The sequence below is a fragment of the Kibdelosporangium philippinense genome (assembly GCF_021390435.2).
Taxonomy (GTDB): domain Bacteria; phylum Actinomycetota; class Actinomycetes; order Mycobacteriales; family Pseudonocardiaceae; genus Kibdelosporangium; species Kibdelosporangium philippinense.
The window spans coordinates 3,677,524-3,703,427 of record NZ_JAJVCN010000001.1 but is presented as its reverse complement, the minus strand read 5'-3'; the positions used below and the strand labels follow the sequence as shown (position 1 = coordinate 3,703,427).

The window sequence follows — 25,904 nt, the reverse complement described above, 5'->3', positions numbered from 1 at the left end:
TTCACCGGCGAGGGCGCTTTCCGTGGCCCCGCGCCAAAAACTCGGTCAGGGCCTGGGTGACCAGGGCGGAGATCGTGCTGCCCGACTCACTGGCCCGCTGACGCACCCGAGCCACCAGCGCCGCGGGCAGCTTGACGGTGAACACCGTCGTCGCCTCCGGAATCGTCGACCGCCCAACGGAAGCGGCACGCTCGGCATACCGGCGGGCCTGGCGCACCGAGCAACCGAACCGCTCCGCCAGCACACGCGCGGCGTCGGCCACCGGCATGCCCGACTCGAGCAGTTCCACCGCTGCATTGACTCGACGGGCGTACTCCCCCGCGTCCACCCGAGCACGACCATCAGCCATGTCATAAGAGTACTACTCGACATGTCACTCTCCACTCGCGACACGCCGCGGCCGTTCCAGCCGCCGATAACTCAGCGTGACCTCGAACTCGAAGTTGCCCAGTGCGTTGGGGGCGTAGTCTCGCCAGTCCTGGCAAATCTGTTCCTCCACTACGCGTTCGATGCGTGGATGGCCCGGGAGTTTCCGGGCGTCACGTTCGAGCGATACGTGGATGACGCGGTAGTGCACTGTGGATCTGAACGCCAGGCGTACATGCTGCGGGCTGCGATCGGTCGGCGTATGGAACAAGTCGGGGTGAGGTTACACCCGGACAAAACCAAGATCGTGTACTGCAGGGACAGCAACCGGCGCGGTGATCATCCGAACATCTCGTTCACGTTCCTGGGGTACACGTTCGGGCCTCGGCAAGCGCGAGACAGGCAGGGCCTGTCCGTGGCCAGTGAAAAATCCCCATAGGCGGCCAGTTACCGCCCCATAGGTGGCCAGCGATCTCCCCGCTGGTGGCCAGATATCTCCCCGGTGATCAGTCCGGGATACCGGTCGGCGAGGGTCGGCCGGTGAAGACGAGCAGGGAGATCATGGAGATCCTTGAGGCATACGACCTCACGGGCAGTTACCGTGCTGCGGCCGAGCTTGCGGGGTGTGACCACCACACGGTGGCTCGGTATGTGCAGTTGCGGGAGGCCGGGCAGAGCCCGGTGGCCCGGGAGCATCGTGCTCGTCCGATCGACGAGTATCTGGAGAAGATCGAGGAGTTGGTGGTCCGCTCGGGTGGTCGGGTCCGCGCGGATGTGGTGCATCGTCGGATTACCGCGATGGGTTTCACCGGTGGGGAACGCACGACCCGTCGGGCGGTCGCGGAGGTGAAGCAGCGGTTCCAAGCCGGGCAGCGGCGGGTGTTCCGGCCGTGGATCACCGAGCCGGGATTGTGGCTGCAGTGGGACTGGGGTGAGGGCCCACGGATCAGGGGTCGACGCACGAGTCTGTGGTGTGCGTGGCTGGCGTGGTCACGGTTCCGGGTGGTGATCCCGGTATGGGACAAGACAATGCCCACGATCGTGTCGTGTTTGGACACGACACTGCGCAGGTTGGGTGGAGTGCCGACGTATGCGTTGACTGACAACGAGAAGACCGTGTCGATCGACCATGTGGCTCGGATCGCGGTGCGCAACCCGGAGATCGTCGAGGTTGGCCGGCACTACGGGATGACCATCCGGACCTGTGTCCCGGCCGACCCGCAAACCAAGGGCGGCTCGGAAGCGACCGTGCGGATCGCCAAGGCCGACTTGGTGTGTTCGGCGGCGTTGAAGATGAGCACCTGTGGGTAGGGCTCCGGCGTTGAGCGTGAGCATGGGTTGGTGTGCGGCGCGGGTTGGTTGCTGTTGATCGTGTTCGGCGGCACGGTGAGCACGTCGGTGTAGGCGACGGCCCTCCCGTGTCTCTTGCCGGAGTCCCGCGGGAGGGCCGTGCGGTGGCGCTCGGAGGCGCTGTGGTCACGGTAGAGGTGGACGCGGACGCCGTCGAGCGTCGGCTTGTGAGTGGACGGCTGGCCTGTCCAGGCTGCGGCGGGATGCTGACCGGTTGGGGTCATGGTCGGGAACGGACGGTCCGCGGTCCGCACGGCCCGGTGCGGGTGCGGCCACGCCGGTCGCGATGCGCCGGTTGTGGGGTGACGCATGTGTTGTTGCCGGTAGTGCTGCTGGTGCGGCGGGCGGACGCGGCGGTGGTGATCGGGTCGGCGTTGGCGGCGAAGGCTGCCGGTGGCGGGTATCGGTCGATCGCTGCGGCGTTGAGCAGGCCGGTGGACACGGTGCGGGGCTGGATCCGCCGGTTTGCCGGGCGGGCCGAGCCGGTGCGGGGTGTGTTCACGGTGTGGTTGCGGGCGTTGGATCCGGACCCGGTGATGCCCGAGCCGGCGGCAAGCTCGTGTGCGGACGCGCTGTGCGCGATCGAGGCGGCAGCGCGGGCTGCGGCCCGGCGGTTCGTGCTGCCCATGGTGTCGGTATGGGAACTGGCGGTGGCGATCTCGGGCGGGCGGCTGCTGGCTCCGGGCTGGCCGTGATTGTGGATCAACACGAGTTGCCTCTGCCGCGGGGGTGATCATTCGTGGTCCTTTTCGGCTCGTCCTTTGTGGAACGAGCAATGGAGGGGCACCGGCGTGACGCCAGCCGACGATGAACAACAGGTGCGCACCGATCGAGCGCGGGCGATCGGACTGTTTCGCTATCAACTCATCCGCGAGGCCGCGGATGAGGCGCACTCGACGAAAGAACGGGCCGGCTGGTGCGGGCGATCGCGGCAGCCGAGCACACCGATCCATTCGGCCGAAAGACACGGGTATCGCGTCAGACCCTGGATCGCTGGATCCGGGACTGGCGGGCTGGCGGGTTCGACGCGCTGGTGCCCAGTCCCCGCCAGACTCATCAGCGCACCCCGGTCGAGGTGATGGAGCTGGCGGTGGCGTTGCGGCGGGAGAATCCGGAGCGGACCGCGGCCGGGATCCGCCGGATCCTGCGCGCGCAGCTGGGCTGGTCGCCGGACGAGCGCACCTTGCAGCGCCATTTCACCCGCCTCGGCCTGACCGGCCCCGCCGCCGATGCTGGCCCGTCGGTGTTCGGCCGGTTCGAAGCCGCCCGCCCCAACGAGTTATGGACCGGAGACGACTTATGTCGATATCGACATAAGTCGTCTTATGCCGATGGTCTGTTTATGCCGATCTTGGTTGCGTTGTGCCTGTTCGGAAGTGCGGCCATTCGAGTGAGGTCCGCATAAGTCTGCGTCATGCGCCGTGGGTTTTCCCGCCTGGGTCAGTGCCAGGTTCAGACGGGAGGAAAGATCGTGACGTGGTCTCGTGCACGGCTGGAGATATCCGGCCCGTTGATGCCGTTTGAGGAAGGTTTCACCAAATGGTTGGGGCATAAGGGGTACGTGCCGACGGCGGTGCGGACACACCAGCGACGCGTGATCCACCTGAGTCAGTGGATGCAGACAACAGGGCTTGAGATCACCGAGTTTGGTCCGGCAACGGTGGAGGCGTTCATCGCGGCGCAGTGCGTGGACGGGCGGTTCAAGGATTGGAAGGCTGGGTCGTGGGCGGCATTGTTGGAGTATTTGCGGTCGATCGGGGTGCCGCTGGCCGCTCCGGCCGGCCACGTGGTGACGGCTGCTGACGCGCTGCTGAGGCGGTATGCGGAGTACGAGGCAGCGGAGCGAGGTCTTGCTGCTCGGTCTATCGAGCGGAACGTGTGTGCGGTCCGGCCCTTTGTGGAGTGCCGGATGCGTGATGGCCAAGGCGGGCTGGAGCAGTTGACCGCCGGTGAGATCACCGAGTTTGTGGTTGAGCAGGCGCGCCAGGCTCCTCGGTCGTTGGCGCATCTGGTGCCCGCGCTGCGATCGTTGTTGCGGTACCTGCAGGTTGCCGGGGCTATTCCGGTTGGGCTGGCTAGCGCGGTGCCGACCATGGCTCGGTGGAAGTTGGCCGGGCTGCCGAAAGCTTTGCCTAGCGGGCAGGTGAGGGCCCTGTTGGCGTCGTGTGACTTGGAAACCGAGATAGGTCAGCGAGATTTTGCGATCCTGACCATGTTGTCGCGGCTGGGGTTGCGCATCGGAGAAATCGCCGCGCTGCGGTTGGAGGATATCGATTGGCGCCGCGGCGAGCTGACCATCACGGGCAAAGGCCCACGCTGTGAGCGTCTGCCGCTGCCCAGCGATGTCGGGCAGGCGATCGTGTCATACCTAGTTGGCTGGCGCCCCAAGACCGATACCCGGCACGTGTTCGTCTGTGCTCGTGCGCCGTATGGTCACATGAGCAGCACCACGGTCACCAACGTGGTGGCCAGGGCAGCCCGCCGGGCGGGCCTGGGCGTGCTGCATGCGCATCGGTTGCGGCACAGCGCAGCCACCGCCATGCTCGGTGCTGGCGCCTCGCTGGAAGAGATCGGCCAGGTCCTACGGCATCGCACTGCCCTCACCACAACGATCTACGCGAAGGTCGACATCGGCTCGCTGCGCAGAATCGCCCGCACCTGGCCAGGATCGCAGGTCGTGGCATGAGCGCGGGCGCGACCACTGGCGTGAGCATGTTGCGGCAAGCCCTGGCCGACTACCTGCGCTTGCGCCGGGCTCTGGGGTCCACATTGGACCGCGCGGAGAAACTGCTGGCACAGTTCGTCACCTACCTAGAACAGCACGACGCGGACGTGGTCACTGTGGAGCACGCGGTGGCGTGGGCCACGCTGCCGGGCGGAAGTGGTTGGTGGCACGCACTGCGTCTGATCGCAGTACGACGGTTCGCCGTTTACCTGCGCAACCTCGACGACCGCACTCAGATCCCACCACCCGGGTTGCTTGCTCATGGCAAACACCGGGCTACGCCATACTTGTACTCCAGCAGGGAGATCGACGCCCTGATCGCGGCGGCCCGCATGCTGCCCACCCCGATCGCGGCGGCCACCTACCCTGCGATGATCGGTCTGCTCGCGGTCACCGGTATGCGATTCAGCGAGGCGATCGCCTTGGACGTCACAGACTTCGACGACCACAGCGAGACGGTGATCGTCCGGGCGGGCAAGTTTGGCAAGAGCCGCCTGCTCCCGGTGCATGCCACCACAGCCGACGGGTTGCGTCACTATCTGGTCCAACGCCAGCGGCTCCTGCGCACGAGGAAACTCGCTGACCGCGATGTCCTGTTCATCTCCGCGGCCGGCACCCGCCTGGATCACAGTGCGGCACAGAAGAAGTGGCGCACGATCCGGGACCTGGCAGGACTGACGCCGCGATCGGCCAACTGCCGACCCCGCATTCACGACCTTCGCCACAGTTTCGCCGTCGCGACTCTGCTGGACTGCTACCGCCGCGGCGCGGACATACCTACCATGCTGCCCACGCTGTCGACCTACCTCGGCCATGTCGATCCCAAGAGCACCTATTGGTACCTCTCGGCAGCACCGGAACTGCTGCAACTGGCCAGCCAACGCCTGGACACCTACCTGACAGCGGGTGACACGTGAGCGCACTGGCCCCCACGCTGCAAGCGTTCTTCACCGACCGGCTGATCCGGCAACGTCAAGCCAGCCCGCACACCATTGCCGCCTACCGCGACGCGTTCAAACTGTTGCTGGCCTTCACTTGCCATCGCACCGGCAGCACACCATCCCGGTTGCGGATCGAGGAGCTGACCGCTCCGCTGATCGGCGATTTCCTCAACCATCTAGAGACCGAGCGCGGCAACAGCGTCCGCACCCGCAACGCTCGCCTGGCTGCCATCCACTCACTGTTCCGCTACGCCGCGCTGCGCCATCCCGACCACGCCGACTCGATCCAACGCGTGCTCGCGATCCCACCCAAACGGTTCGACCGCGCTATCGTCACCTACCTCACCGAACCCGAGATCGACGCGCTGCTGCAAGCCCCAGACCGGAACACCTGGACCGGCCGCCGCGACCGGACCATGCTCGCGGTGGCGATCCAAACAGGGCTACGCGCCTCCGAGCTGACCACATTGACTATCAGTGACGTTCACCTGGGCACCGGAGCTCATATCAGCTGCCACGGCAAGGGCCGCAAACAGCGCATCACCCCCTTGACCAGCGGCACCGTCACCATGCTTCGCACCTGGCTGGCCGAGCGCGCAGCCAGCCCACCGATCCAGTGTTTCCTACCAGCCGCGGCCGTCAGCTCAGCCGCGATGCCCTGGAACGACGCGTCACAAAACACGCCCGCGCAGCCACACAAGCATGTCCCACACTGACCGGCAAGAAGATCTCGCCGCACGTGCTACGGCACTCCACCGCCATGCGACTGTTGAACGCCGGCGTTGACACCACCGTCATCGCTCTCTGGCTCGGCCACGAAAGCGTTGCCACTACACAGATTTACGTTCACGCCGACCTCGCACTGAAAGAACGCGCCCTTGCTCGCACCGCCCCGATCGAAGCAACTCCAGGCCGCTACCAGCCAACTGACACGATCATGGCGTTCCTTGACAACCTGTGATTATGTTGAACCGCAATCTTCGATCGGCCGCGTCACACCCTGATACCAACACCAGACAGCATAACGGGATAGTCCGCATAAGATGCCTTGCACGGCCCGGCGATCGCGGGCCGCAAGACCTACCTGTTCGCCTTTGTGGACGACCACTCCCGCGCTCTGGTCGGGTATCGGTTCGGCTATGCCGAGGACACCGTGCGGTTGGCCGCCGCGCTGCGCCCCGCGCTGGCTTCGCGGGGAGTGCCGGAGGCGATCTATGTCGACAACGGCTCGGCGTTCGTGGATGCCTGGTTGCTGCGGGCCTGCGCGAAGCTGGGGATCAAACTGACCCACTCCACCCCTGGCCGCCCGCAGGGCAGAGGCAAGATCGAGCGTCTGTTTCGGACAGTCCGAGACCAATTCCTGGTCGAGATCACCGGAGACCCCGAGGTCACCGGCCGCCACCTTGTGGCTGATCTGGCCGAATTGAACCGGTTGTTCACCGCCTGGACCGAAACGGTCTATCACCGCCACATCCACTCCGAGACCGGGGCCGCGCCGCTGGACCGCTGGAGCGCGGGCGGCCCGGTCAGCCTGCCCACCCCAGCCGCGCTGACCGAGGCGTTCCTCTGGGAAGAACATCGCACGGTCACCAAAACCGCCACGGTTTCCTTGCACGGAAACACTTATCAAGTCGACACCGGCCTGGTCGGACGGAAAGTGGAGCTGGTGTTCGACCCGTTCGACCTGACCCGCATCGAGGTCCGGCTGGCAGGTGTCCCGACCGGGCTGGCGATTCCGCACCGCATCGGCCGGCACGCCCACCCCAAGGCCCGACCCGAAACACCACCCCGCCAGCAGCGACACCGACCGGGATCGACTACGCCACGCTGATTGACACCACACATCAAGCCCGGCTGTCGGCGTATCCGGTGATGTGTCCAGGTGAGTACGAACTGATGTGTCCAGGTGTCAAGCGACGGTGGCGGTGTCCGTGATGGCGGCGAGTCGGTTCTTCAGCCGGTAGCTGGGGCCGTTGATGGGGATGACGTCGCAGTGGTGCAGGAGCCGGTCGAGGATCGCGGTGGCGAGGACCTCGTCGCTGAAGACTTGGGCCCATTCCCCGAAGTTCTTATTCGAGGTCAGAATGACGGAGCCTTTCTCGTAGCGCTTCGAAATAACCTGGAAGACCAGGTTGGCTTCGGCGCGTTCGAGGGGCTGATAGCCCACCTCGTCGATCACGAGGACGTTGGGCCGTAGGTAGGTGCGCAGAGTGCTGGTGAGCCGTCCGATCGCGTCGGCGGCTTTCAGGCGGCGGACCATGTCGTCCAGGGTGGTGAAGTAGACGGTGTAGCCGGCGCGGCAGGCAGCGACCGCGAGAGCGACGGCGATGTGTGTTTTCCCGACTCCGGGCGGCCCGAGCAGAGCGGCGTTGCCTTTGTCCTCAATGAACGAGAGCGTGGCCAAGTCTTTGATCTTCCGCGGATCCAGCTCGGGCTGGAAGGAGAAGTCGTAGTCGTCCAGGGTCTTGTGGTGCGGCAGTTTCGACAGGCGCAGGGCGCTGCGGAAGCGGCGTTCGTCGCGGACGGCGGCTTCCTCTTCCAGGACCAGGTCGAGGAACTCGAGGTATCCCATCTGGTTGTCCTCGGCGCGGCGGGCGAAGGTGTCGAGCTGGCTGGGCAGGTGGTTCAGGCCGAGCCGGGTGGCGGTGGAGCGGATGCGGGTGGTGACCAGCTCGTTCAACGGTGATCCTTCGTCTGCGGTAGTGCTGTGGTCCTGCTGGGTCCGGTGCCGGTGAGTTGTTCATAGACCGACAGCGGGCGGTGTTCGACCTTGATCTGTGCGGCGGCGGTGCGGGTGAGCAGCGCCTCCAGTGACCGGGGCCACGACTGTTCAGGCGCGGTATTGGGCCGCAGCGGGATGACCTTCCCGTCGTGGTCGTCGTCCTCGATGCTGGTGGTAACCGCGCGGGTGTGGCCGTCGGGCAGACCGTCCCAATGGGTTTCGTCGACGACCCGCTGGCCTCTGGTCGTGGCCCGGGGATGGACGGCCAGCAGGGTGCCGTCGGCTAGGTTGCCGGTCGTGGCCGCGTCGATGGATGTGGCATGCAGGCTGATGGTGTCGGCGGTGGCGCGGATCTCGACCAGCTGGCGGTGACGGACCTTGCGGGCAGGAACTGAGTAAAGGCTGGCGTCGAACGCGACCAGGCAGTCCTTGCCGACGTGCCGCAGATGCCGCTGCGTGACCAGATACGGACTGACTGGGATTGGGTGCAGGGCCGAGTGGTCACGGGCGGCGCGGTGGCCGATGACCTCGCCGTGCGTGCTGTGGACGCGCTTGCGCCGCAACGGGACCCAGGCGGTGAACGCCGAGTCCATCTCCTCCAGGCTGGCGAACCCACGACCGGCCAGGACGTGATCGCGCACGATCGCGACTTGGCGCTCGACCCGGCCCTTGCCGGTCGGGCGGTATGCGGCCAGCACGTCGATGTCGAAGTCGTAGTGCCCGGCGAACGCCACGGCTTCCGGATGCAACGGAACGGCCTTGCCTGGGGCGACATGCCGACGCACCACGGTCTTGGTGCGGTCGTAGACGATCGCCCGAGGCACCCCGCCGAAGTGCTCGAACGCCCGGCGATGGCAGGCGAAGAAGGTCTCCAGGTCCTGACTGGTGGTAAAGCAGCAGAACGGGTCGCGTGAATAGGACAAGGTCATGTGGAACGAGTAGACCTTCGGAATGCCGACATGCGCGAGGATCTGACCCTCGTCCCCCCAGTCCACTTGGGCCTGCGCGCCTGGGATCACCTCGAACCGGCGGTGCAGGAGCCCCAGCTCGTCCGGGGCGATACCCAGCTCGGCCGCGATCCTGGGACGGGCCTCCTGCAAATACAGCTTGACGCGCTGATAGTTGCCGGTGAACCCGTACTGCTCGACCAGCCGCTCGTGAATAACCGTGCCTTTCAGCAGCAGCTCTGAGCGCAGCCACGCATCGATCACCGGCGCCATCGCGGCGATCACCGGCGTGCGGGTCCCCTTGCGGCTGCTGCCTCGCGGCGGTCCTGGCCGCGCGTCGCTGGCCAGGTATTTGCGGACAGTCTGCCGGTGCAGCCCGGTCTCCCGCGCGATCGCAGAGATGCTCATCGCGCCGGACTCATACAAGCCACGGAAGCGACGCAGCTCCGCCCACCGCTCCTCGTCCAAGATCACCAGTGCCGTCCCTATACACACCCGCCAGGTCGCACGACAGCTTGACGATCACCAGCGCGTACCGACACCCCGACACGCTACAAAGTGGACACATTAACCCGTACGTGGCTGGTCACATGAGTCCGTACGCCGACAACGGCTGGCGCGCGGGGTCAACTACGCCGCCCTGGCCAGAACTACCGATCTCCAGAGCCACACCGAGATTCCCGGACAACTCGACCTGCTCACCGGCCGCCCCATCGACAACGAGGTGAGCTCGTGATCGACAAACTGCAAGGCTTCTACGGCTTCACCCGCATGCCCTTCGGCCGTGACCTCGCCCCCGGCATGCTGCACCGCCACGCCGCCCACAACGAAGCCGTCGCCCGCATCGGCTGGTGCGTCACCGAACGCCGCATCGGCGTGATCACCGGCGAAGTCGGCGCCGGCAAAACCGTCGCCGTCCGCGCCGCACTATCCACACTGGACACCAGCAGGCACACCATCATCTACCTGCCCAACCCCACCATCGGTGTCCGCGGCATCCACCACCAAATCGTCCTCGCCCTCGGTGGACAGCCACTGGTCCACCACGCCACCCTCGTCCCGCAAACAGCCGAGGCATTAGCCACCGAGCAGGCCGAGCGCGGCCGGATACCCGTGCTGGTGATCGACGAAGCCCACCTGCTCGACCACCCGCAACTGGAATCCATCCGGATGCTGACCAACCACGACATGGACTCCACCAGCCCCTTCGCCTGCCTGCTGGTCGGCCAACCCACCCTGCGACGCCGCATGAAACTCGGAGTACTCGCCGCCCTGGACCAACGCATCGGCCTGCGCTACGCCATGCCCGCCATGACACCCGAAGAGACCGCCGGCTACCTCCGCCACCACCTCGCCCTGACCGGACGCACCGACACCCTGTTCTCCGACGACGCCGTCGCGCTGATCCACCAAACCAGCCGCGGCTACCCCCGCGCGGTCAACAACCTCGCCGTCCAAGCCCTCATCGCCGCATTCGCCACCGACAAAACCATCGTCGACGAATCCTCCGTCCGCGCCGCCATCGCCGAAGTCACGGCAGAATGAACACCACCCCGACACCCTGACCACCACAACCCCGCCCGGCACCCGCCCGGCGGGGTTTACTCATCCCCACACATCCTCACGCTCAACGCCGCCATCATGCTCATCTTCAACGCCGGTCAACAACTTGGTGCCCACGGACGCGAACCTGCTCGAGGAGTACCGGACGTTCGGCGACTTGGAGGCGGCCTGCCGAGGGTTCTGTGAGCAGGTCAACGACCGGCCGCACCGCGAGACTCGCCGCCGCCCGACCGAGGCGCTGGCCGAGGAGCGCACGAGGCTGCATCCGTTGCCCGGTCAGGCTTTCACGGTCGCCTTCGGCACTACCCGGCGGGTGAACTGGGACTGCACGATCTCGGTGGAGGGAGTGCGTTACTCGGTCCCGCACCGACTGGTCGATACTCGCGTCTGGGCTCGTTTCCACGGTGATGAACTGGTCGTGACCGCGGTCGGCGAGCACGGCCCGGCCGAAGTCGCCCGCCACCCGCGCTCCACCCCCGGAACCCCGGTAATCCGCGAGGAGCACTATCCGCCGCGGGAAAACAAGGACGGCGACCGCACACCGAGTGCGACCTCAGCCGAGGAGGCGGCGTTTCTCGCGCTTGGGCCAGGAGCCGCGGCCTGGCTGGTCGAGGCCGCGGCGGCTGGGGCACGGCGGATCCGGCCGAAGATGGCCGAGGCGGTCGCGCTGGCCAAGCTGCACCCGGCCACCGAAGTCGACCAAGCACTGGGCACAGCGGCGATCGCCGGCCGGTTCGCCGAGAACGACCTGATCCGCATCCTGACCCACCAATCCGGTCGTGACCAGGCCGCACCGACCAGGGCCGGAGAGGCACACAGCCTGCAACCGGGAACCTCGGCCTGGTCCAACTTCGGCCTGACCGCCGCCGTTGGCGATGAGGGAGAGGAGCTGTGATGGCAAGTTCGCCGCGCACCGTCGCAGGCTCGGCCGGTGACCCGCTGGCCGAGGCGATCGAGCTGACCAAACGCCTGAAACTGCCTTACATCCGGCGATCGTTGACCGATCTGATCCCGACCGCCAAGGCCCAACGCTGGGACCCCGCGGAGGTCGTGCGGGTCCTGCTGGCAGAAGAGGCCGCCGGGCGGGACACGGCCAACCTGCGCACTCGCCGCAAACGCGCCGCGTTCCCGGCGGGCAAGACCTTCGGCGACTGGGACGAGCAGGCCTCCACCATCCCGCGCCCGACCCAGGACGCGTTGAAAACCTTGGAATTGGTGCAGCGCAAGGAGAATCTCTGCGTCTGTGGCCCATCCGGGACCGGCAAATCGCATTTCTGCGAAGCGCTGGGCCAAGCCGCGGTCGAAGCCGGGATGACGGTGGCCTGGTTCACCATCGAGGACCTCGGCGTTCTGGTCCGCCGTCACCGCGCCGACGACTCGATCACCCGAGCCCTCGCGAGACTCATCCGCACCGATCTGATCATCATCGACCTATCCCGACCCCGCGACTATGCCGAGGATCTTGTGGTGTGACAGCGAAATCCCCTGCGTGACTGAACTTGGCCTTGCCGGTTGGTCGGCATAGTTCCGTCGGAGAGGGACGCTTCTGGTGTCGGAGCAGGGTGCTCCGGGACGGAGGCGAGGCCATGTCGGGGACGAGGAGGAAGCCTGGTCGGATGGGACCGTTTGTCTCGGGTTTCCGAACGAGTTTGTCGGAGCAGGGATATTCGGCCCTGGCGGTCGGCAACATGCTGACGGACATGGGTGCGTTGGGCCGGTGGATGCAGGAACACGACGTGCAGCCCAGCCAACTGTCTCCGGCGGTGATCGCCGACCTCCGCAGCGATTGCCTTGCCGCGGGGCGGCGCAAGGTGCCGAGCGTCAAGTGCTTCGCACCATTGCTGCGGTTCCTGCACGGCGAAGGAGTGATCGGCGACCCGCCCGCGCCGGAATCGGCGCTGGAGCGGCTGCTGGTCGACTACCGTCGGTGGCTCGCCGCGGAGCGGGGCCTGGCCGAGATGACGATCATCCGATACGAGAATCTCGCCCGCCGGTTCCTCCAGCAGAACCTGACCGACGGCCGCCTCGAGTTCGAGGCGTTGAGCGGGGCGCAGGTGGTGTCATTCTTGCTGCACGAGAGCGAACGCGTCAGCGTCGGCTCGGCCAAGGGCCGGGTGGCCGAACTGCGGTCGCTGCTGAAGTTCTTGTATGTGCGCGGCTTGACGCCGCATCTGCTGACCACAGCGGTTCCTCCCGTGGCTGGATGGCGCGACACGAGCATTCCCAAGGCACTACCCGCCGGTCAGGTGCAGCGGCTGCTGGACAGCTGCGACCGAAGCGATCCGGTGCAAGCGCGCGACTACGCGATCCTGATCCTGGTGGCGCGGTTGGGGCTGCGCTCGATCGAGGTGGCGCGGCTGGAGCTGGGCGATATCGACTGGCGCGATGGCCGGATCATCCTGCGCGGCAAGGCATCCCGCGAAGACGGGATGCCGCTGCCGGCCGACGTCGGTCAAGCGCTGGCCGACTACCTCGCCGATGTCCGGCCAGCGACCTCGCTGCGCCCGGTGTTCCTCTCCTGCAAGGCACCGAGGAGGGGAATCAGGCCGGACCTGGTCAGCGACGTGACACGTCGCGCATGTGACCGAGCCAAGCTGCCCCGAGCTGGCGCGCATCGGCTGCGACACACACTGGCCACCGAGATGCTGCGTCGGGGCGTGAAGCTCGTCGATATCGGCCAGGTGCTGCGCCACCGCGACCTAGCCACCACCGCACTCTATGCCAAGGTCGACCTCGCAACATTGCGGTCGATCGCTCTGCCCTGGCCGGGAGAGCAGCGATGAGCGCCCTGTCCGACGCCGCGGCGGACTACCTGCGGCTGCGCAATCGCCTGGGCCACGACCTGGCCGAATACCACCGGCTGTTGCCGCGCTTCGTCGCCTTCCTCGACGACGCCTGTCTCCCGACAGTCACCATTGCCGCCGCGCTGGAGTGGGCGAACGCGCCCGAGGTGGACCCGTCGACCACGATGGCGGCACGGCGGATGACGATCGCCCGTGGATTCGCCCGGCACATGGCAGGGCTGGACCCGCGCACCGAGATCCCACCGTTCGGGCTGGTCGCCTCCCGGCGACACCGCCACGAGCCGTTCATCTTCAGCCCGGCGGACGTCGACGCGCTGCTGACTGGTGCGCAGAGCCTGCGGACCCGGTTCGCGTCGGCGACCCACCACACGCTGATCGGACTGCTCGCGACCACCGGCATGCGGGTCGGCGAAGCAATCCGGCTCGACCGCAGCGATCTCGACGAGACGGACGCGGTGTTGACGATCCGCGAGTCGAAGTTCGGTAAATCCCGGCTGGTTCCAGTGCAGCCGTCAGTGCTGGCCGCCTTGCACCGCTACGCCCGTTTGCGCGACGCGGTGCACCGCGAGCCCACGACCGTGAGCTTCTTCGTCTCGATCCGCGGCAACAGGATGGTCTATCCCACGATCCACGCGGTGTTCCGAAACCTTTGCGACAGCGCAGAAATCGGAACCAGTGCGACCTGCCGACCACGCATTCACGATCTACGCCACACATTCGCGGTCCGAACCCTCCTTGGCTGGTATCGGGCCGGAGAAGACGTCGATGCCCGGTTGCCTGTGTTGTCGACCTATCTCGGCCATCGCGACCCGCGATGGACCTACTGGTACTTATCGGCCGCGCCGGAACTGCTCGCCCTGGCGGCACGCCGGCTCGAGTCCGGACGGGAGGTGACCACTCGATGAGTCCGATCGCGCCCACGCTGCAAGCGTTCTTCACTCAGCGGCTGGTCACTCAGCGGCAGGTCAGCCCTCGCACGATTGCCTCCTATCGCGATTCGCTCAAGCTGCTGCTCGGATTCGCGCAGCAGCAGACGGGCAAGCCACCGACCACCCTGGACTGGGCCGACCTCGACGCGGAACTGGTCACGGCGTTTCTCGACCATCTCGAGAACCACCGGCACAACAGCCCGCGCACCCGCAACCTGCGGCTGACCGCCATCCGATCGCTGTTCGCGTTCGCCGCACTGCGCCACCCCGAGCATGCCGAACTGATCCAGAGAGTCTTGGCGGTTCCGGCCAAACGGTTCGACAAGCAGCTCATCGCGTTCCTCACCGCGTCCGAGATCGACGTCCTCATCGACGCCCCGGACACCGGTCGCTGGGAAGGCCGTCGAGACCGCGCCTTGCTGTTGGTGGCCGTCCAAACCGGACTGCGAGTGTCCGAACTGATCGGACTCGACTGCGGTGACGTGACATTCGGCGACGGAGCCAGCGTCCGATGCCTCGGCAAAGGCCGAAAGCACCGGGCCGTTCCCCTGACCACAGCCACCCAGGCCGTCCTGCACGGCTGGATTGCCGAACGCAACGGTCGCAACGACCAGCCGTTGTTCCCGACCCGCGCCAAGCGGCGGCTCAGCGTTGATGCCGTGGAACGCCTTGTCCGCCTGCACGCTGCCACCGCCGCACGGACATGCCCCACCATCCGGCCGGAGCAGCTTCACCCCCACGTGCTGCGGCACAGTTGCGCGATGTCGCTGCTGCAGGCCGGGGTCGACACGGCCGTGATCGCGCTTTGGCTAGGTCACGCGGACCCGCGTTCCACCAGCATCTACCTGCATGCCGACATGACCATCAAACAACGCGCCTTGGATGCCACGACACCACCGTCCATGGCGCCGGGCCGCTACCAGCCCGGCGACAAGCTGTTGGCCTTCCTCGAAAGCCTGTGACTATGCCGACCGCCACACTCATCCGACTCTCCAGATCACCTCCACCGCAACGGGTTCCGCTGTCACGCCATCGCTGGCTCGGCATAGTCGCGGGGTCGGGATAGATCGACCTATGCCGAGTTCGGCATAGGTCGATGAACTCGGCTACATGGAACTCGACCGCCGCGGCGCCGAACTGCTGTTCCAAGTATTGAGAGGACTATTCAAATCCCCATGTGATTGAGAAGAAGAACAGGCCGCGTGCCGCATCGTATGCGTCGCGGTACGTGTTGTATGGTCGACGGTAGTCGGTATGGAGTATTTTCCAGTTCTTGACGTGTGCAACCACCCGTTCGATGGGTGCGCGCAGCGCTGAGATCTCGGCGTTGCACTCTTTGTCGCGTTTGCTGAGCTCGCCGCGTGGTGGTGTTTTTCTCGGTGTGGCCTCGACATGTCCTTGGTAGCCCTTGTCGGCGATCGCGCCACATGAATTCTGGACGATCTCCGCAACCGATGTTTCAGTGAACGCCGCAGCGTCATGGGTCTTACCCGGCAGCGGATCAGAAACGTAGACGACAAAGCCATCGAGCAGGCTTACCAGCTGTGCGTTGAACCCGGTCGTGCCCTTCTTGCGACTCCACAGCTCCGGATGCTCAGCATAGGACCAGCACGGCGTGATGGCGCCGTCGACCAGCACAGCTCGGCCCTTGACCATCCTGATCGCGTTCTCCACGTCCGGTACGAACTCCTCCAACACGGCCTTGACGATCGGCACGAGAACGGAGGTGATTCGCGATACCGTTGCCTGCGAGATGTCCCGCAGATCACCGAGAAACTCTTGAGTGCAGTTCTGCCGTAGATACATACACGCAACTTCAACGGCACGGTACAACCCGCATGATTTCGGTCGGCCGGTCTTCTTGCTCCACGGGGAAGTCAACGCATTCTGAACGCGCCGAACAAGCTCCTGCATCTGCGACAGCATCAGGCCTGTAGTACGATGATAGCGCAACGGTCTCTTCCTGGGTGATAACGATGTTTGGTGTGGTAACCCATCAATATCACTAGAAGAGACCGTTGCCCAGATGACACGCCGAGCATTGATCGTATCGAAATCATACTATCTCGGGTCGATTCCATACAGTTCGACAACTGGTTCTGAATAATCCTCTGACCGAACGAGAGGAAAAGGCCTCCGTCGCGATCGCGTCCAACGAATCGTTCGGCGGCTGGACCAAAACCTTCACCGACCCGCGCCTCTGCGCCGCCATCGTCGACCGCCTCACCTTCGGCGGCAACATCATCGAAACGGCACCGACTCCTACCGACTGGCCCACAGCCGAGCCCGAGCAGACGCCAATGACCAGCAACAACAACCCAAGCCTACGAAGCGGCGATGACACCTTCGACCTCATCGACCACGCCCTGGCCACCTTCGCCGAACGCCGCGGACTCTGGCCTGACTTGGCTCACGATTGCAGGGTCCAATTGAGCGCGGGCCGCTGACCCGGGGTGTCGTTGTTGATGAGCAGATTTGCGCGCTAATATCGGGTCGTACTGACCAGTACCTCTTCCCGGGTGAGCTCAAACCCGCCCCTAACCGCGAAGTGTCCTGCTCGTGCCGGACACGCACGAGCAGGACACGCCCGCTTTACGCAGGTGGTTCAGGTTATGACGGCGGTCAAGGCGAAAGCTGCCGGCTTGAGGCCGGTAATAGGCAGGTTGGGTCCGGCTTTACACTCAGCCGTGCTGGCGAGACAGGTCCCGGGCCAACTAGAGCCCGCGTCAGCCTGTGGAGAAGGACCAAGGGGCGGACACGGTCAAGCAGCCGTTCCAAGACGTACAGCCGGCCAGGTAAGGGTCGTCACCCAAGGTCGCAAGGTCTGTGGTGACCGGCAGATCCTCGATATCGACGCATGGGCCGGGCAGTTGTGGCAGCCCGGCGGCGGCGCGTTCCAGCTCGGTGGTAGTGAGCACAGTCGATGCGGTCAGCAGTGAGCTCTCCACATCGCAGATCCGCCCATCTGCCTGGCGGACCAGCAGGGCGGCGAGGATGGCTTGCGCGTTGATCATGGCCCCGATGGCGTCGACCGGGGTCATGAGCGAGTAACCGGGTGGCGAGTCAGGTGGCAGCAGCGCTTGGCCGACCCCGGTGTGGGCCTGGACCACCCATTCGATACCAGCTGGCGGCCGCGCCCCGAGCTGACCGCCCCAACCGGATGCGACGGCGTAGAGCAGGTCTGGATTGGTGCTACGCAGGTCGGCGGCGGTGAGCTGGAGGCCTTCCGCCTTGCCGGGTGCCCAGTTGTGCAGGAACACGTCAGCCGCATCGGTCAGCTCGCGCAGGCCGGGTCGATGCGCCGGGTCCCTGAGATCGAATTCGACGACCTCTTTGCCATCGACAAAACTATGGACGATGACGCCGCAGTCGCCGACCGCCGGAGGTACGTCACGGAAAGGATCGCCGCCTACCGGCTCGACATGGCAGACAGCGGCTCCCAGCAAGCTGAGCTGACGACCGGACAGCGGCCCTTGGATCCTGCGGGTGATATCCACGACTTGAAGGCCGGCCAGCGGCAATGAGTCGCCGACCGCATTACGCGGTGGCGCCGGTCGCGGCAGCGCACCGACGGCGGTGATCATCCACGGCGCCGGTATGGGCTTGCCCGAAGCCAGTCCGATGTCCGCCGCGCGATCAGCGAGCGTCCGCACCGGGCAGATGCTCGCACCAACGGAAGTGGCCACCTGGCGAAGCTCGCTCAGTGTGTGACGGGCCATGCAGGCCACGAGCTCATCCGGCAGAGCCGCTGTTGCGGTGACGGGCAGCAGCGACCACGCTCGCCAGCCCGCGGAGGCCGCTCGCCCCGAAGCCCCGAGGCTGAGCCAGAAATCCGCCCACGCGCCGCCGCTGGTGAACTCAGGATGGAACAGCACGCCGTCCGCGGAACGGAATGGTGGGCCACCCGGTTGGATGTCCATCACCTTTGCGTCGTCAGCGGTGGCCGCTCCCAGGTACTGGGACAGCGTCATCAGCGTGGCATGGGCCACCGAGGTGCTGGCCTCGTGTATCGGGATGCCGCGGCGGCGTGCGAACAGGCCAGCGAGAATAGCTTGCGTTGCGGCGATACCAGCGACGATGCCGCAGTATTCGACCCCCAGTGGTGTCGGCCTGCCGGTCTTGCGGCCGTTCACGTGCATGACGCCGCACACTGCCTGCGCCGTGAATTCGTCGACAATCCGATGGTCGTCGGGATGTGCGGCCCAGGACACTTGACATCGAAGCGGATTACTGTCAAGCGGGTCGGATACCACAATTTCCGCCGCCAGTTGCGATGGCGCTTGAGACTCGCCCGAGGTCTCCGCGCCAAGAAACCGCAGCTGGCGCGCGCACGTCCGAGCGGTCTCGGAATCGCCACGCACTATCGCGCGCATGCCGGCAAGCGGCATGACCTGTTCCTTTGATACCTGCATCAGCATCGACTCCTGTCCGACTCGAAGTACGCCTGCGTCGGCGCGGAGCGACTTCATGTCTTCTTCCAATGAGCAGGAAAAGCTGGTATCTGTGCGCAAAACCGCGCGAACGAGTGGACCGTGTCCTTATATGTGGGTCGCTATCTGCTCGATCTGGTCGCCGCGGACGGCGAGCAACCCAAAGTTCTCCAACTCTCTTTGTCGACCAGACCGACTCTCCACCGACACTCGGACCATACTCTGTTCGTAAAGCTACATTACTCCCGGTCTCCCGTGTCCGTTGTGGCATTTTTATGTCAACACGTGAAGTATATGGAGCCGACGGCGAACACGACGATCGGAAATTCTAGAGTCTTACGGCACCAGTTTTCGGTACTTTAGGGAAGAGTTCGCATGTGACCGCCAGTTGTTCAACGGTCTCACTTCCGGCTCCAGTGTTCGTTGCTATGATCGCCCAGTGGCAGATCCGAAAACCTTGAGCGATATCGCCAACACAAGGAAGACGGGGTTTCGTGTCGGTCTCGTAGGATGTGGGACAGCGGGGGCGTGCGCAGTGGCCGGATTAGCTGCCCACGCCATGAATTTCAACAGTCCCGGCGAATTGGTGTTGATCGACCGTTCCGAGAACAGATGGCGGGGCCGCGCATACCAACTGGACGGAGATTATATCCTCACGAATCTCCCCTTCGGGGTGATGTCAATCCAGCCCGATGACCCCGAGCACGGGCTGCGCTGGGCGAGATCACGCGGACTTGACGTCGATCCCGATCTGGACGGCACCCAGAAGTTCGTACCCAGGGCTGAGTTCGGTCGATACCTCGAACAGAGCGTGGCGGAGGCGCTCGCCGCGTTGGAGCACGCCGGCTGGCGCGTGCTGCGGGTGGACGAGTTGGCAGCCGAGCTCAACATGACGGGTGATGGCGTCGAGGTGCGCACCGACACCGGCCGCCGGATCATCGTCGATCACCTGGTGTTGTGCGTCAGCGACGCCCTCTACCAGGACAGCTACGGCTTACAAGGCGCGCAGGGGTACTTCATAGACCCATACCCGGTGGCTGAACTCGTCGCTGGTATCCCAAACTGTTCGGACGTCGGGGTGATCGGTTCCGGCTTGGCCGCTGTGGACGTTGTCGCTGGTCTGCATGCACGCGGGCATCGAGGCCGGATCGACCTGTTCTCCCGTAACGGCCTGCTGCCGGCTGTGCGTCGCAGGTCGACACCCGTCCAGCCGAGGACGCTGACCCGTGCCACGGCGATCAAGAGCAAGCTTCTGTCGTTGACGGAACTGGTCGCCTTGGCGGCCGAAGAAGTCCGAGCGGCCGGCGGCGATTTCGACCGGTTCGCCGAGGATTTCCTCCGTCCCGAGGCCGCACCGCAGCGCTTGCGTCGGCAACTCGCCGAACTCGGCACGGGTGACGTGACCGCAGCGCTGCTTCAGCGAGCACTCCTCGATGCGGCCCAGGACTTTTGGTGCGCCTTGGCCGAGGACAGCAAGGACTGGCTCATAGCCAACGCTTACCCGCACCTGATGAGTTGGTCATCACCCATGCCTCGGAACAACGCTGAATTGCTCGCAGAGTTGATCGACCGGGGCCAGCTCAACGTATGGGCAGGCACCGCTGGGGTGGCCGTCCGTGACCACGGCTTCACCGTTCAAACAGCCTACGGGGAAGTCCCGGTGGAGTTCCTGGTCAACACGGTAACCCCGGCTCGGCGTGGCTTTCCCCGCAAGGCACACGGCCTGATTGATTGCGCAGTGCGGGTAGGGATCCTGCGCCCACACCCTCGGGGCGGGGTGGACATCGACACAGCTACCGGCTACGCCATCGGCGGGGACGGCCAGGTGCGACACACGGTGTCAGTTCTTGGTGAATTGACCAGCGGAGCGTATTTCTTCGTCACCACTGTTCCGCTATTCGTCCGGCGTGCGAACCATGTCGCCGCCGCCATCGCCGCACGGTCTCCTTCCAGCCACTAACGAAAGGCCCGACGCTCAAGGACACCCATTAATCCTCCTCACCAAGTTGGACGAACACTAGCTCCGGACCTGGACCTTCTGGTATCGGTGGACCATCCTGGTGATGCTGGCCCACCGGTCAGCAGACCATCACCGCCGCCGATCCGTTACCAGCTGACCTCGACCACGCCCTCGACGAGATCCATCACCTCAATCAGGTGCACATTAATTTGAGCCAACCCGGGTCAACGAGCAGGTCGAGGCCGCCGACGACATGGTCCTGACCAAAACCATCTCCCGCTACGGCCGAGTGGATCTGTAAGGCCCAGCAAATACGAACCACCGCGATCACCAGAGAGCAAACGACAAGCCGACCGCCAATCCGCAAAGTGCGGTCACTTCTCACCAACATTGATCACGCACTTGATCGGCAAGTGTGGTCACAACTCACGAACATCTGCGGTCACTTCAGAGGCTCTGGCTCAGGTTTTGTGGTCCAGTAACACATCGTGTGCGGGGTCAAGATCACGTTGACTTTGCAGCATGATCGACATCGTTCAGGTTTGTGTGTTCTGAGCTGGACTCGTGCGTGGGGACGTTGTTGCTGGGCTTGGCCAATGTGGTCGTGACTGATCTACAGATCGAGTTTGGGGAGTTACGCGTGACCATTCGCTCCGACACGGCCGGAGCGGATTGCCCAGCGTGTGGAGCATGGTCGGCGAGGGTGCACGGGCGGTACTCACGGTCGTTGACTGACCTTCCGTCAACTGGCCGACGCACGGTGCTTGTTGTGCGGGCAAGGCGTTTCGTATGCGCGAACACAGAGTGTCCTAAGAGGACGTTCGTGGAACAGATTCCAGGTGTGACACGGCGGCATGGCCGGTGGTCGGAGCGACTGCGCTCAACGTTGGAGAAGATCGGCCTCGCGTTGGCCGGACGCGCGGGCGCCAAGATGTGCAAGGTTCTCGGCGTTCAGGCCAGCCGCAGCACGTTGTTACGGCTGGTCTGTGCCCTGCCGGATCCGTCACCGCCGGCCCCGGTAGCGGTCGGCGTCGACGACTACGCCCTGCGCAAGGGCCACGTCTACGGAACCGTGGTCATCGATATGCAGACCCACAGGCCACTGGACTTGCTACCCGACCGGGAAGCCGAGACCGTGGCGGCCTGGCTGTCGCGACACCAGACGATTGAGATCGTCTGCCGGGATCGCGGCCCGTCCTACATCGACGGCGCCACAACCGGTGCGCCACAAGCGATCCAGGTCGCGGATCGGTGGCATCTCTGGCACAACCTGGTACAGACAATCGAACGCTGCGTCTCCGGGCACGCTGCCTGCATCCGCACCGCCATGGCCGAGACCTCGACCGCAGCGGACACGCCCTCGACCGAGGACGAGCAGCCCGGCACGCAGTGGCCCACCGGCCACCGGTTCGCCGATCGTGCCCGCGCCACTCACGCCGCGGTGCACGAGTTGCTCGCGGCCGGGCACAGCCAGCGAGCCATCGCCCGGCAGTTGCGTATGGGCGGCAAAACCGTCGCCCGCTACGCCCGCGCCTCCACCCCGGAGGCACTGTTCACCGGCCAGTGGCAAAACCGACCCACCAAACTGGACGATTACAAACCCTATCTGCACCAACGCTGGACAAGCGGCTTCACCAATGTCTGGGCATTGTGGAAGGAGATCACCGCCCAGGGCTACACCGGTGGCTACGGCGCGGTCAGCGCCTACATCCGGCCCATGCGCACCACACCACAACCGGTCGGCACTCGACCGCCTTCGGCACGCGCGGTCGCCGGATGGATTGCCACTCCTCCAGACGACCTCGACGAACCACACTGCCTCACCCTGAAGGCCGTGCTCGACCACTGCCCGGAACTCGACGCCCTCAGCGGCCATGTCCGCTCCTTCGCGGACATGCTTGTCCACCTGCGCGGTGAGCGCCTTCCGCAGTGGCTCGCTGATGTTCAGGCCAACGACCTCCCCAGGCTGCACAACTTCGCCGCCGGCCTCCAGCGCGACCTGCCTGCGGTCACCGCCGGGCTCACCCTGCGCTGGAACTCCGGCGCTGTCGAAGGCCACGTCAACCGGATCAAGATGTTGAAACGCCAGATGTTCGGCCGCGCAGGATTTCGGCTACTCCGCAAACGCGTTCTGTTGTCATGACAATCCGTCACCGGCTCACAAAACCTGAGCCAGAGCCCGTGATGTGACCGCAGTTGTTGGTTGTGGGTTCTATAGGTGATCGCAACACCCGATGGGAAAGGTGTTGCAATGAAACAGTTTCGTCGAACGGCGGATTCTGATGATGATCGCAACACGTGATCATCTGACTGTTGCGACGAGCTTAGCCTTGATCATTCACGTGGGTGACGTGTCCGCCTGTGCCGGTTCGGATGTTGATCTTGAGTTGGTTGCTGTGTGGTGATGGTCAGGGTTCGAGCCCGGCCGCCGGTGTTGGCTGGGCGCCGGGTTGGGGGGCGGGCCTTTCAGGTCGAGGGGCAGGGACAGGGGTCATCGAGTTGGTGGTGGCAGGGCCAGCGCTGCCCGGAGGCAGGCGGCGAGAGGGTCGGCCCAGGGCCAGGTTTCCGGGATTTTGATCTTGCGTTTGCGTTGGCCGCGGACGATGCGGGCGGCGGTGTGCAGTAGCCGGTAGCGCAGGGTTTTGGGTTCGGCTTTGGCGAGGGTGCCCTCAAGGCAGAGCAGGCGCAGCCAGGCGAGCAGGTCGATGGCGATGGTGGCGGCCAGACACCAGGCCCGGTTGATCTCGATCTTGGTGGAGGGCAGGTGACCGAGGCCGGTTTGCTTGCCGCAGCGGACGTGGTCCTCGACTCGGGCGTGCGGGCGGTGACGGGCTTCCAGGAACTGGACGGTGGCGCCCGAACCGCTGCCCGGGGTGTTGGTGGCCACCAGTTGGTAGCGCCAGCCGTCGGCTTCTTCGAACAGGGACAACTGTGCGCCGGGGTGGGGTTTCTCACGACGACAGATGATCCGCAGATCGGCCGGCCAGTTCTCCAGTTGGTCCCCGTCGGGGTGGTGACGTAGTAGCGCGGTCAGTTCCACCACGCCGGCTTTGTCCAGCGGCCGAGGATCGCCGTGGTGATCGAGCACTGCCTGCCATGCCTTCGCGGGGACACGGCCGATCGCGGCTCGTTCCCGCGCACCGAGTTCCCAGCCGACGCTGTAGTGCGCCTGCCTGCCTGGCTTGGCGTTCAGCGCGGTGATGTACTTGATGAGACCGTGGGAGGCGCCCGCGCCGTCCACGGTGACTAGAAGGTTCCTTCGATGTTTCGCCGGGATCTGGGCGATCGCGGCGTCGAGGACCTCGAGGTGATCAGCTGTCGTGTTGGATCCGGCGCTTCCTGTGCGCAGCAACAGGGCCAGCGATTCGCCGGTGTTGTCACACATGGCCAGCAGCGGATGATGACCGAAGCTGCCCTTGTAGGTTCCCGCGGCGAGTTGTTTGTCCGAGTGCGCGATCACCAGCGAACCATCCAACCGGACCACCACGGTCGTGCCCAGATCACGGTCGGCCACCCGCGACGGCGGAATCCGGCCGTGCCGTCGCTCGATCAACGACCACACATGCTCGCGGATCCGGGCACGCACACGGGCGATCTTGTTGCGCTGCACCTGACCGACCGCGTCCAACGTGCGCCACAACGTCGGATCTGAGGCGACCGGCCCGAACAGTTCGGCCTGATCGCGCAGGACAGCCAGATCCGACAGGACCCGCCCGCCGTCAGCGATCAACACCGCGGTGTCGGCGAACACCCGGCCACGGTCATGCACCGGCATGAACCCACGCCGCGCCATCGCCCGCGACAAGCCTTCCGTCAACCCGGTGCGGTCGGCCAGCAACCGCACCGCCGCGGTCCCGGCATGACTGACCACGCCACGCCCACCGACTTCTACCGCCAGATCCCGCGACCACCCAGTAACATCCACGTCGAAAGTGCTCCAGAGCTTCATGGGTAAGAACAGGCATTAGCAACCTCATCTTCCCAGCTCAGGAGCACTTTTCCCTGTTCCGACACGGCGCCCGAATCAAGATCGCCATGAATACTCAGGGTTAGCGAAACGTTGGGCTGGAGTGGCCCAGTCGAGTGCCTTGCGGGGACGGTTGTTGAGTTCGGCGGCGACGGCGGCGAGGTCGTCGGCGGTGTGGATCGACAGGTCGGTGCTCTTGGGAAAGTACTGGCGCAGCAGTCCGTTTGTGTTCTCGTTCGACCCTCGCTGCCAAGGACTGGCCGGTTCGCAGAAGTAGACGGGGATTCCGGTGGCGGCGGTGAACTGGCCATGCAGCGCCATCTCGCCGCCTTGATCCCACGTCAGCGACCGAACCACACCTGTGGGAAGGGTGCCCGCCGCCCGGACAAGCCCGTCAAGCATGCTGTCGGCGTCGTGGCGGCCGGGCAGGTGGACCAGCGCGGTGAAGCGGGTCGCGCGTTCCACCAACGTTCCGATGGCCGAGCCACCGTTTTTGCCGACGATGAGGTCGCCTTCCCAATGTCCTGGCACGGAACGGTCCGCGACCTCGGCGGGGCGCTGGCTGATCATCAGTCCGGGCGTGACGAACCGGGTGGTGCGCCTGCCGGGGCGGCGCCGGCGGCGCCAAGCGCGTCTAGTCCGCAGTGCCTTGCCCGGCTCGCGGTCCAGTCCGCCCCGTTCTGGCCGGTAGAGCGCCTGATAGATGGTCTCGCACGCCACCTGCATGTCAGGCTGGTCGGGGAAGTTCACCTGGGCGGCGCGGCTGATCTGCTCAGGGCTCCAGCGTTGGTCCAGGTGCTGCTGGACGAACTCGCGCAGCTGCGGGTTTCGCCGTAATTTGCCCTCCTTGGAGCGCGCCCGGCGGGCGACCGCGCGTTTCTGGGCGCGGTGGGGGTGGTAGGCGCCGGTATGGGGGTCGGCGTTGCGGCGTACCTCGCGGCTGATGGTGGCCGGGTCGCGGCCCAGTTCCCGGGCGATGGCGCGGATGGAGTTCCCGGCCCGCCGCAGGTCGGCGATCGCGATCCGCTCGTCTTCGGACAAGAACCGCGAGGAGATCTCCGGCGGCGGCTCGACCGTGATCGGCGGGTATGTGTGCTTACGCCCCGTCCCGTCCGTCACGGTGCGCCCGTAGCGCCACCAGTCGCCGGTCCTGCGAGCGATCCCGACCTCTCGGCACGCCGCCGAGTTGCTCATCCCTTG

Annotated in this window: 22 protein-coding genes and 3 pseudogenes; 18 read left to right on the top strand and 7 right to left on the bottom strand. The window is 65.4% G+C overall.

Going from position 1 to position 25,904, the window contains the following annotated elements; genetic code table 11:
• Position 1: 1 nt before the first annotated feature.
• A complete protein-coding gene (locus LWC34_RS17095) occupies positions 2-349 on the bottom strand; it encodes a ribbon-helix-helix protein, CopG family (RefSeq protein ID WP_233726038.1) in 348 nt (115 codons plus the stop codon).
• A 21-nt stretch (positions 350-370) separates the two neighbouring features.
• Between LWC34_RS17095 and LWC34_RS17090 the strand changes: the two genes are divergently transcribed.
• From LWC34_RS17090 to LWC34_RS17050, 9 genes and pseudogenes are all read left to right on the top strand, one after another.
• Positions 371-805 carry a reverse transcriptase domain-containing protein gene (locus LWC34_RS17090; protein ID WP_233726037.1) on the top strand — a complete coding sequence of 145 codons (435 nt, stop codon included), beginning with the start codon at positions 371-373 and terminating at the stop codon, positions 803-805.
• 101 nt (positions 806-906) lie between these two features.
• Positions 907-1,641 (top strand): annotated as a pseudogene (locus LWC34_RS17085) (transposase); the annotation flags it as partial.
• Positions 1,642-1,838: 197 nt separating this feature from the next.
• A complete protein-coding gene (locus LWC34_RS17080; protein ID WP_233726036.1) occupies positions 1,839-2,411 on the top strand; it encodes a hypothetical protein in 573 nt (190 codons plus the stop codon).
• Between the two features lie 221 nt (positions 2,412-2,632).
• Positions 2,633-3,121: a helix-turn-helix domain-containing protein gene (locus LWC34_RS17075; RefSeq protein WP_233726035.1), complete on the top strand. Its 489-nt coding sequence runs from the start codon at positions 2,633-2,635 to the stop codon at positions 3,119-3,121.
• Between the two features lie 66 nt (positions 3,122-3,187).
• Entirely contained in the window at positions 3,188-4,402 is a 1,215-nt protein-coding gene (locus tag LWC34_RS58080; RefSeq protein ID WP_233726034.1) for a site-specific integrase, read from the top strand.
• On the top strand, positions 4,399-5,358 hold the full coding sequence (locus LWC34_RS17065) for a tyrosine-type recombinase/integrase (RefSeq protein WP_233726033.1): 960 nt from the start codon (positions 4,399-4,401) through the stop codon (positions 5,356-5,358). The genes LWC34_RS58080 and LWC34_RS17065 overlap by 4 nt, the downstream gene beginning before the upstream one ends.
• Positions 5,355-6,098 carry a tyrosine-type recombinase/integrase gene (locus tag LWC34_RS17060; protein WP_233726032.1) on the top strand — a complete coding sequence of 248 codons (744 nt, stop codon included), beginning with the start codon at positions 5,355-5,357 and terminating at the stop codon, positions 6,096-6,098. The genes LWC34_RS17065 and LWC34_RS17060 overlap by 4 nt, the downstream gene beginning before the upstream one ends.
• Positions 5,999-6,343, top strand: a complete 345-nt coding sequence (locus LWC34_RS17055) for a tyrosine-type recombinase/integrase (protein WP_233726031.1) — start codon at positions 5,999-6,001, stop codon at positions 6,341-6,343. The genes LWC34_RS17060 and LWC34_RS17055 overlap by 100 nt, the downstream gene beginning before the upstream one ends.
• A gap of 87 nt (positions 6,344-6,430) precedes the next feature.
• Entirely contained in the window at positions 6,431-7,213 is a 783-nt protein-coding gene (locus tag LWC34_RS17050) for a DDE-type integrase/transposase/recombinase (protein ID WP_233726030.1), read from the top strand.
• 78 nt (positions 7,214-7,291) lie between these two features.
• Here the strand turns inward: LWC34_RS17050 and istB are convergent, their stop codons facing one another.
• Both istB and istA read right to left on the bottom strand, forming a co-directional pair.
• Positions 7,292-8,062 (bottom strand): IS21-like element helper ATPase IstB, encoded by a 771-nt coding sequence (gene istB / locus LWC34_RS17045; protein ID WP_233723025.1) that lies wholly within the window; start codon positions 8,060-8,062, stop codon positions 7,292-7,294.
• The gene (gene istA, locus LWC34_RS17040) at positions 8,059-9,525 is read right to left on the bottom strand and encodes an IS21 family transposase (RefSeq protein ID WP_233723026.1); all 1,467 of its coding nucleotides are present in this window, start codon (positions 9,523-9,525) and stop codon (positions 8,059-8,061) included. Before istA ends, istB begins: the two co-directional genes overlap by 4 nt.
• A gap of 258 nt (positions 9,526-9,783) precedes the next feature.
• Between istA and LWC34_RS17035 the strand changes: the two genes are divergently transcribed.
• From LWC34_RS17035 to LWC34_RS17010, 6 genes and pseudogenes are all read left to right on the top strand, one after another.
• Positions 9,784-10,596: an ExeA family protein gene (locus LWC34_RS17035; protein WP_233726029.1), complete on the top strand. Its 813-nt coding sequence runs from the start codon at positions 9,784-9,786 to the stop codon at positions 10,594-10,596.
• Positions 10,597-10,717: 121 nt separating this feature from the next.
• A pseudogene (locus LWC34_RS17030) lies at positions 10,718-11,509 on the top strand (Mu transposase domain-containing protein); the annotation flags it as partial.
• The gene (locus LWC34_RS17025) at positions 11,509-12,087 is read left to right on the top strand and encodes an ATP-binding protein (RefSeq protein ID WP_284051454.1); all 579 of its coding nucleotides are present in this window, start codon (positions 11,509-11,511) and stop codon (positions 12,085-12,087) included. The pseudogene LWC34_RS17030 and the gene LWC34_RS17025, both read left to right, overlap by 1 nt.
• Before the next feature lie 143 nt (positions 12,088-12,230).
• Positions 12,231-13,397 (top strand): site-specific integrase, encoded by a 1,167-nt coding sequence (locus LWC34_RS17020; RefSeq protein WP_233723074.1) that lies wholly within the window; start codon positions 12,231-12,233, stop codon positions 13,395-13,397.
• Entirely contained in the window at positions 13,394-14,323 is a 930-nt protein-coding gene (locus LWC34_RS17015) for a tyrosine-type recombinase/integrase (protein WP_233723073.1), read from the top strand. Before LWC34_RS17020 ends, LWC34_RS17015 begins: the two co-directional genes overlap by 4 nt.
• Complete coding sequence (locus tag LWC34_RS17010; RefSeq protein ID WP_233723072.1) at positions 14,320-15,309, top strand: tyrosine-type recombinase/integrase; 990 nt, start codon at positions 14,320-14,322, stop codon at positions 15,307-15,309. The genes LWC34_RS17015 and LWC34_RS17010 overlap by 4 nt, the downstream gene beginning before the upstream one ends.
• 199 nt (positions 15,310-15,508) lie before the next feature.
• Here the strand turns inward: LWC34_RS17010 and LWC34_RS17005 are convergent, their stop codons facing one another.
• Positions 15,509-16,273: a transposase family protein gene (locus tag LWC34_RS17005; RefSeq protein WP_233726028.1), complete on the bottom strand. Its 765-nt coding sequence runs from the start codon at positions 16,271-16,273 to the stop codon at positions 15,509-15,511.
• 185 nt (positions 16,274-16,458) lie between these two features.
• On the opposite strand from LWC34_RS17005, the pseudogene LWC34_RS17000 reads away from it, so the two are divergent.
• Positions 16,459-16,688, top strand: a pseudogene (locus LWC34_RS17000) (ATP-binding protein); the annotation flags it as partial.
• A gap of 385 nt (positions 16,689-17,073) precedes the next feature.
• On the opposite strand, the gene LWC34_RS16995 reads toward LWC34_RS17000, so the two are convergent.
• On the bottom strand, positions 17,074-18,816 hold the full coding sequence (locus tag LWC34_RS16995) for a CoA transferase (protein WP_233726027.1): 1,743 nt from the start codon (positions 18,814-18,816) through the stop codon (positions 17,074-17,076).
• A 400-nt stretch (positions 18,817-19,216) separates the two neighbouring features.
• Between LWC34_RS16995 and LWC34_RS16990 the strand changes: the two genes are divergently transcribed.
• Together LWC34_RS16990 and LWC34_RS16985 are read left to right on the top strand one after the other, a co-directional pair.
• Positions 19,217-20,737: an FAD/NAD(P)-binding protein gene (locus tag LWC34_RS16990; protein ID WP_308200059.1), complete on the top strand. Its 1,521-nt coding sequence runs from the start codon at positions 19,217-19,219 to the stop codon at positions 20,735-20,737.
• A gap of 544 nt (positions 20,738-21,281) precedes the next feature.
• A complete protein-coding gene (locus tag LWC34_RS16985; RefSeq protein ID WP_308200058.1) occupies positions 21,282-22,880 on the top strand; it encodes an ISL3 family transposase in 1,599 nt (532 codons plus the stop codon).
• 348 nt (positions 22,881-23,228) lie between these two features.
• Here LWC34_RS16985 and LWC34_RS16980 read toward each other — a convergent pair whose 3' ends face one another.
• Together LWC34_RS16980 and LWC34_RS16975 are read right to left on the bottom strand one after the other, a co-directional pair.
• The gene (locus LWC34_RS16980; RefSeq protein ID WP_233722402.1) at positions 23,229-24,686 is read right to left on the bottom strand and encodes an IS1380 family transposase; all 1,458 of its coding nucleotides are present in this window, start codon (positions 24,684-24,686) and stop codon (positions 23,229-23,231) included.
• A 75-nt stretch (positions 24,687-24,761) separates the two neighbouring features.
• Positions 24,762-25,898 carry an IS30 family transposase gene (locus tag LWC34_RS16975; protein WP_372496545.1) on the bottom strand — a complete coding sequence of 379 codons (1,137 nt, stop codon included), beginning with the start codon at positions 25,896-25,898 and terminating at the stop codon, positions 24,762-24,764.
• Positions 25,899-25,904 lie beyond the last annotated feature (6 nt).

Excerpts from the sequence above, each read along its gene's own strand:
- LWC34_RS17005 (WP_233726028.1), bottom strand. The coding sequence starts at position 16,273 with ATGCTGTCGCAGATGCAGGAGCTTGTTCGGCGCGTTCAGAATGCGTTG.
- LWC34_RS17095 (WP_233726038.1), bottom strand. The coding sequence starts at position 349 with ATGGCTGATGGTCGTGCTCGGGTGGACGCGGGGGAGTACGCCCGTCGA.
- LWC34_RS16980 (WP_233722402.1), bottom strand. The coding sequence starts at position 24,686 with ATGAAGCTCTGGAGCACTTTCGACGTGGATGTTACTGGGTGGTCGCGG.
- LWC34_RS17020 (WP_233723074.1), top strand. The coding sequence starts at position 12,231 with ATGGGACCGTTTGTCTCGGGTTTCCGAACGAGTTTGTCGGAGCAGGGA.
- LWC34_RS17015 (WP_233723073.1), top strand. The coding sequence starts at position 13,394 with ATGAGCGCCCTGTCCGACGCCGCGGCGGACTACCTGCGGCTGCGCAAT.
- LWC34_RS17010 (WP_233723072.1), top strand. The coding sequence starts at position 14,320 with ATGAGTCCGATCGCGCCCACGCTGCAAGCGTTCTTCACTCAGCGGCTG.
- LWC34_RS17090 (WP_233726037.1), top strand. The coding sequence starts at position 371 with ATGTCACTCTCCACTCGCGACACGCCGCGGCCGTTCCAGCCGCCGATA.
- LWC34_RS17065 (WP_233726033.1), top strand. The coding sequence starts at position 4,399 with ATGAGCGCGGGCGCGACCACTGGCGTGAGCATGTTGCGGCAAGCCCTG.
- LWC34_RS16995 (WP_233726027.1), bottom strand. The coding sequence starts at position 18,816 with ATGAAGTCGCTCCGCGCCGACGCAGGCGTACTTCGAGTCGGACAGGAG.
- LWC34_RS16975 (WP_372496545.1), bottom strand. The coding sequence starts at position 25,898 with ATGAGCAACTCGGCGGCGTGCCGAGAGGTCGGGATCGCTCGCAGGACC.
- LWC34_RS17025 (WP_284051454.1), top strand. The coding sequence starts at position 11,509 with ATGGCAAGTTCGCCGCGCACCGTCGCAGGCTCGGCCGGTGACCCGCTG.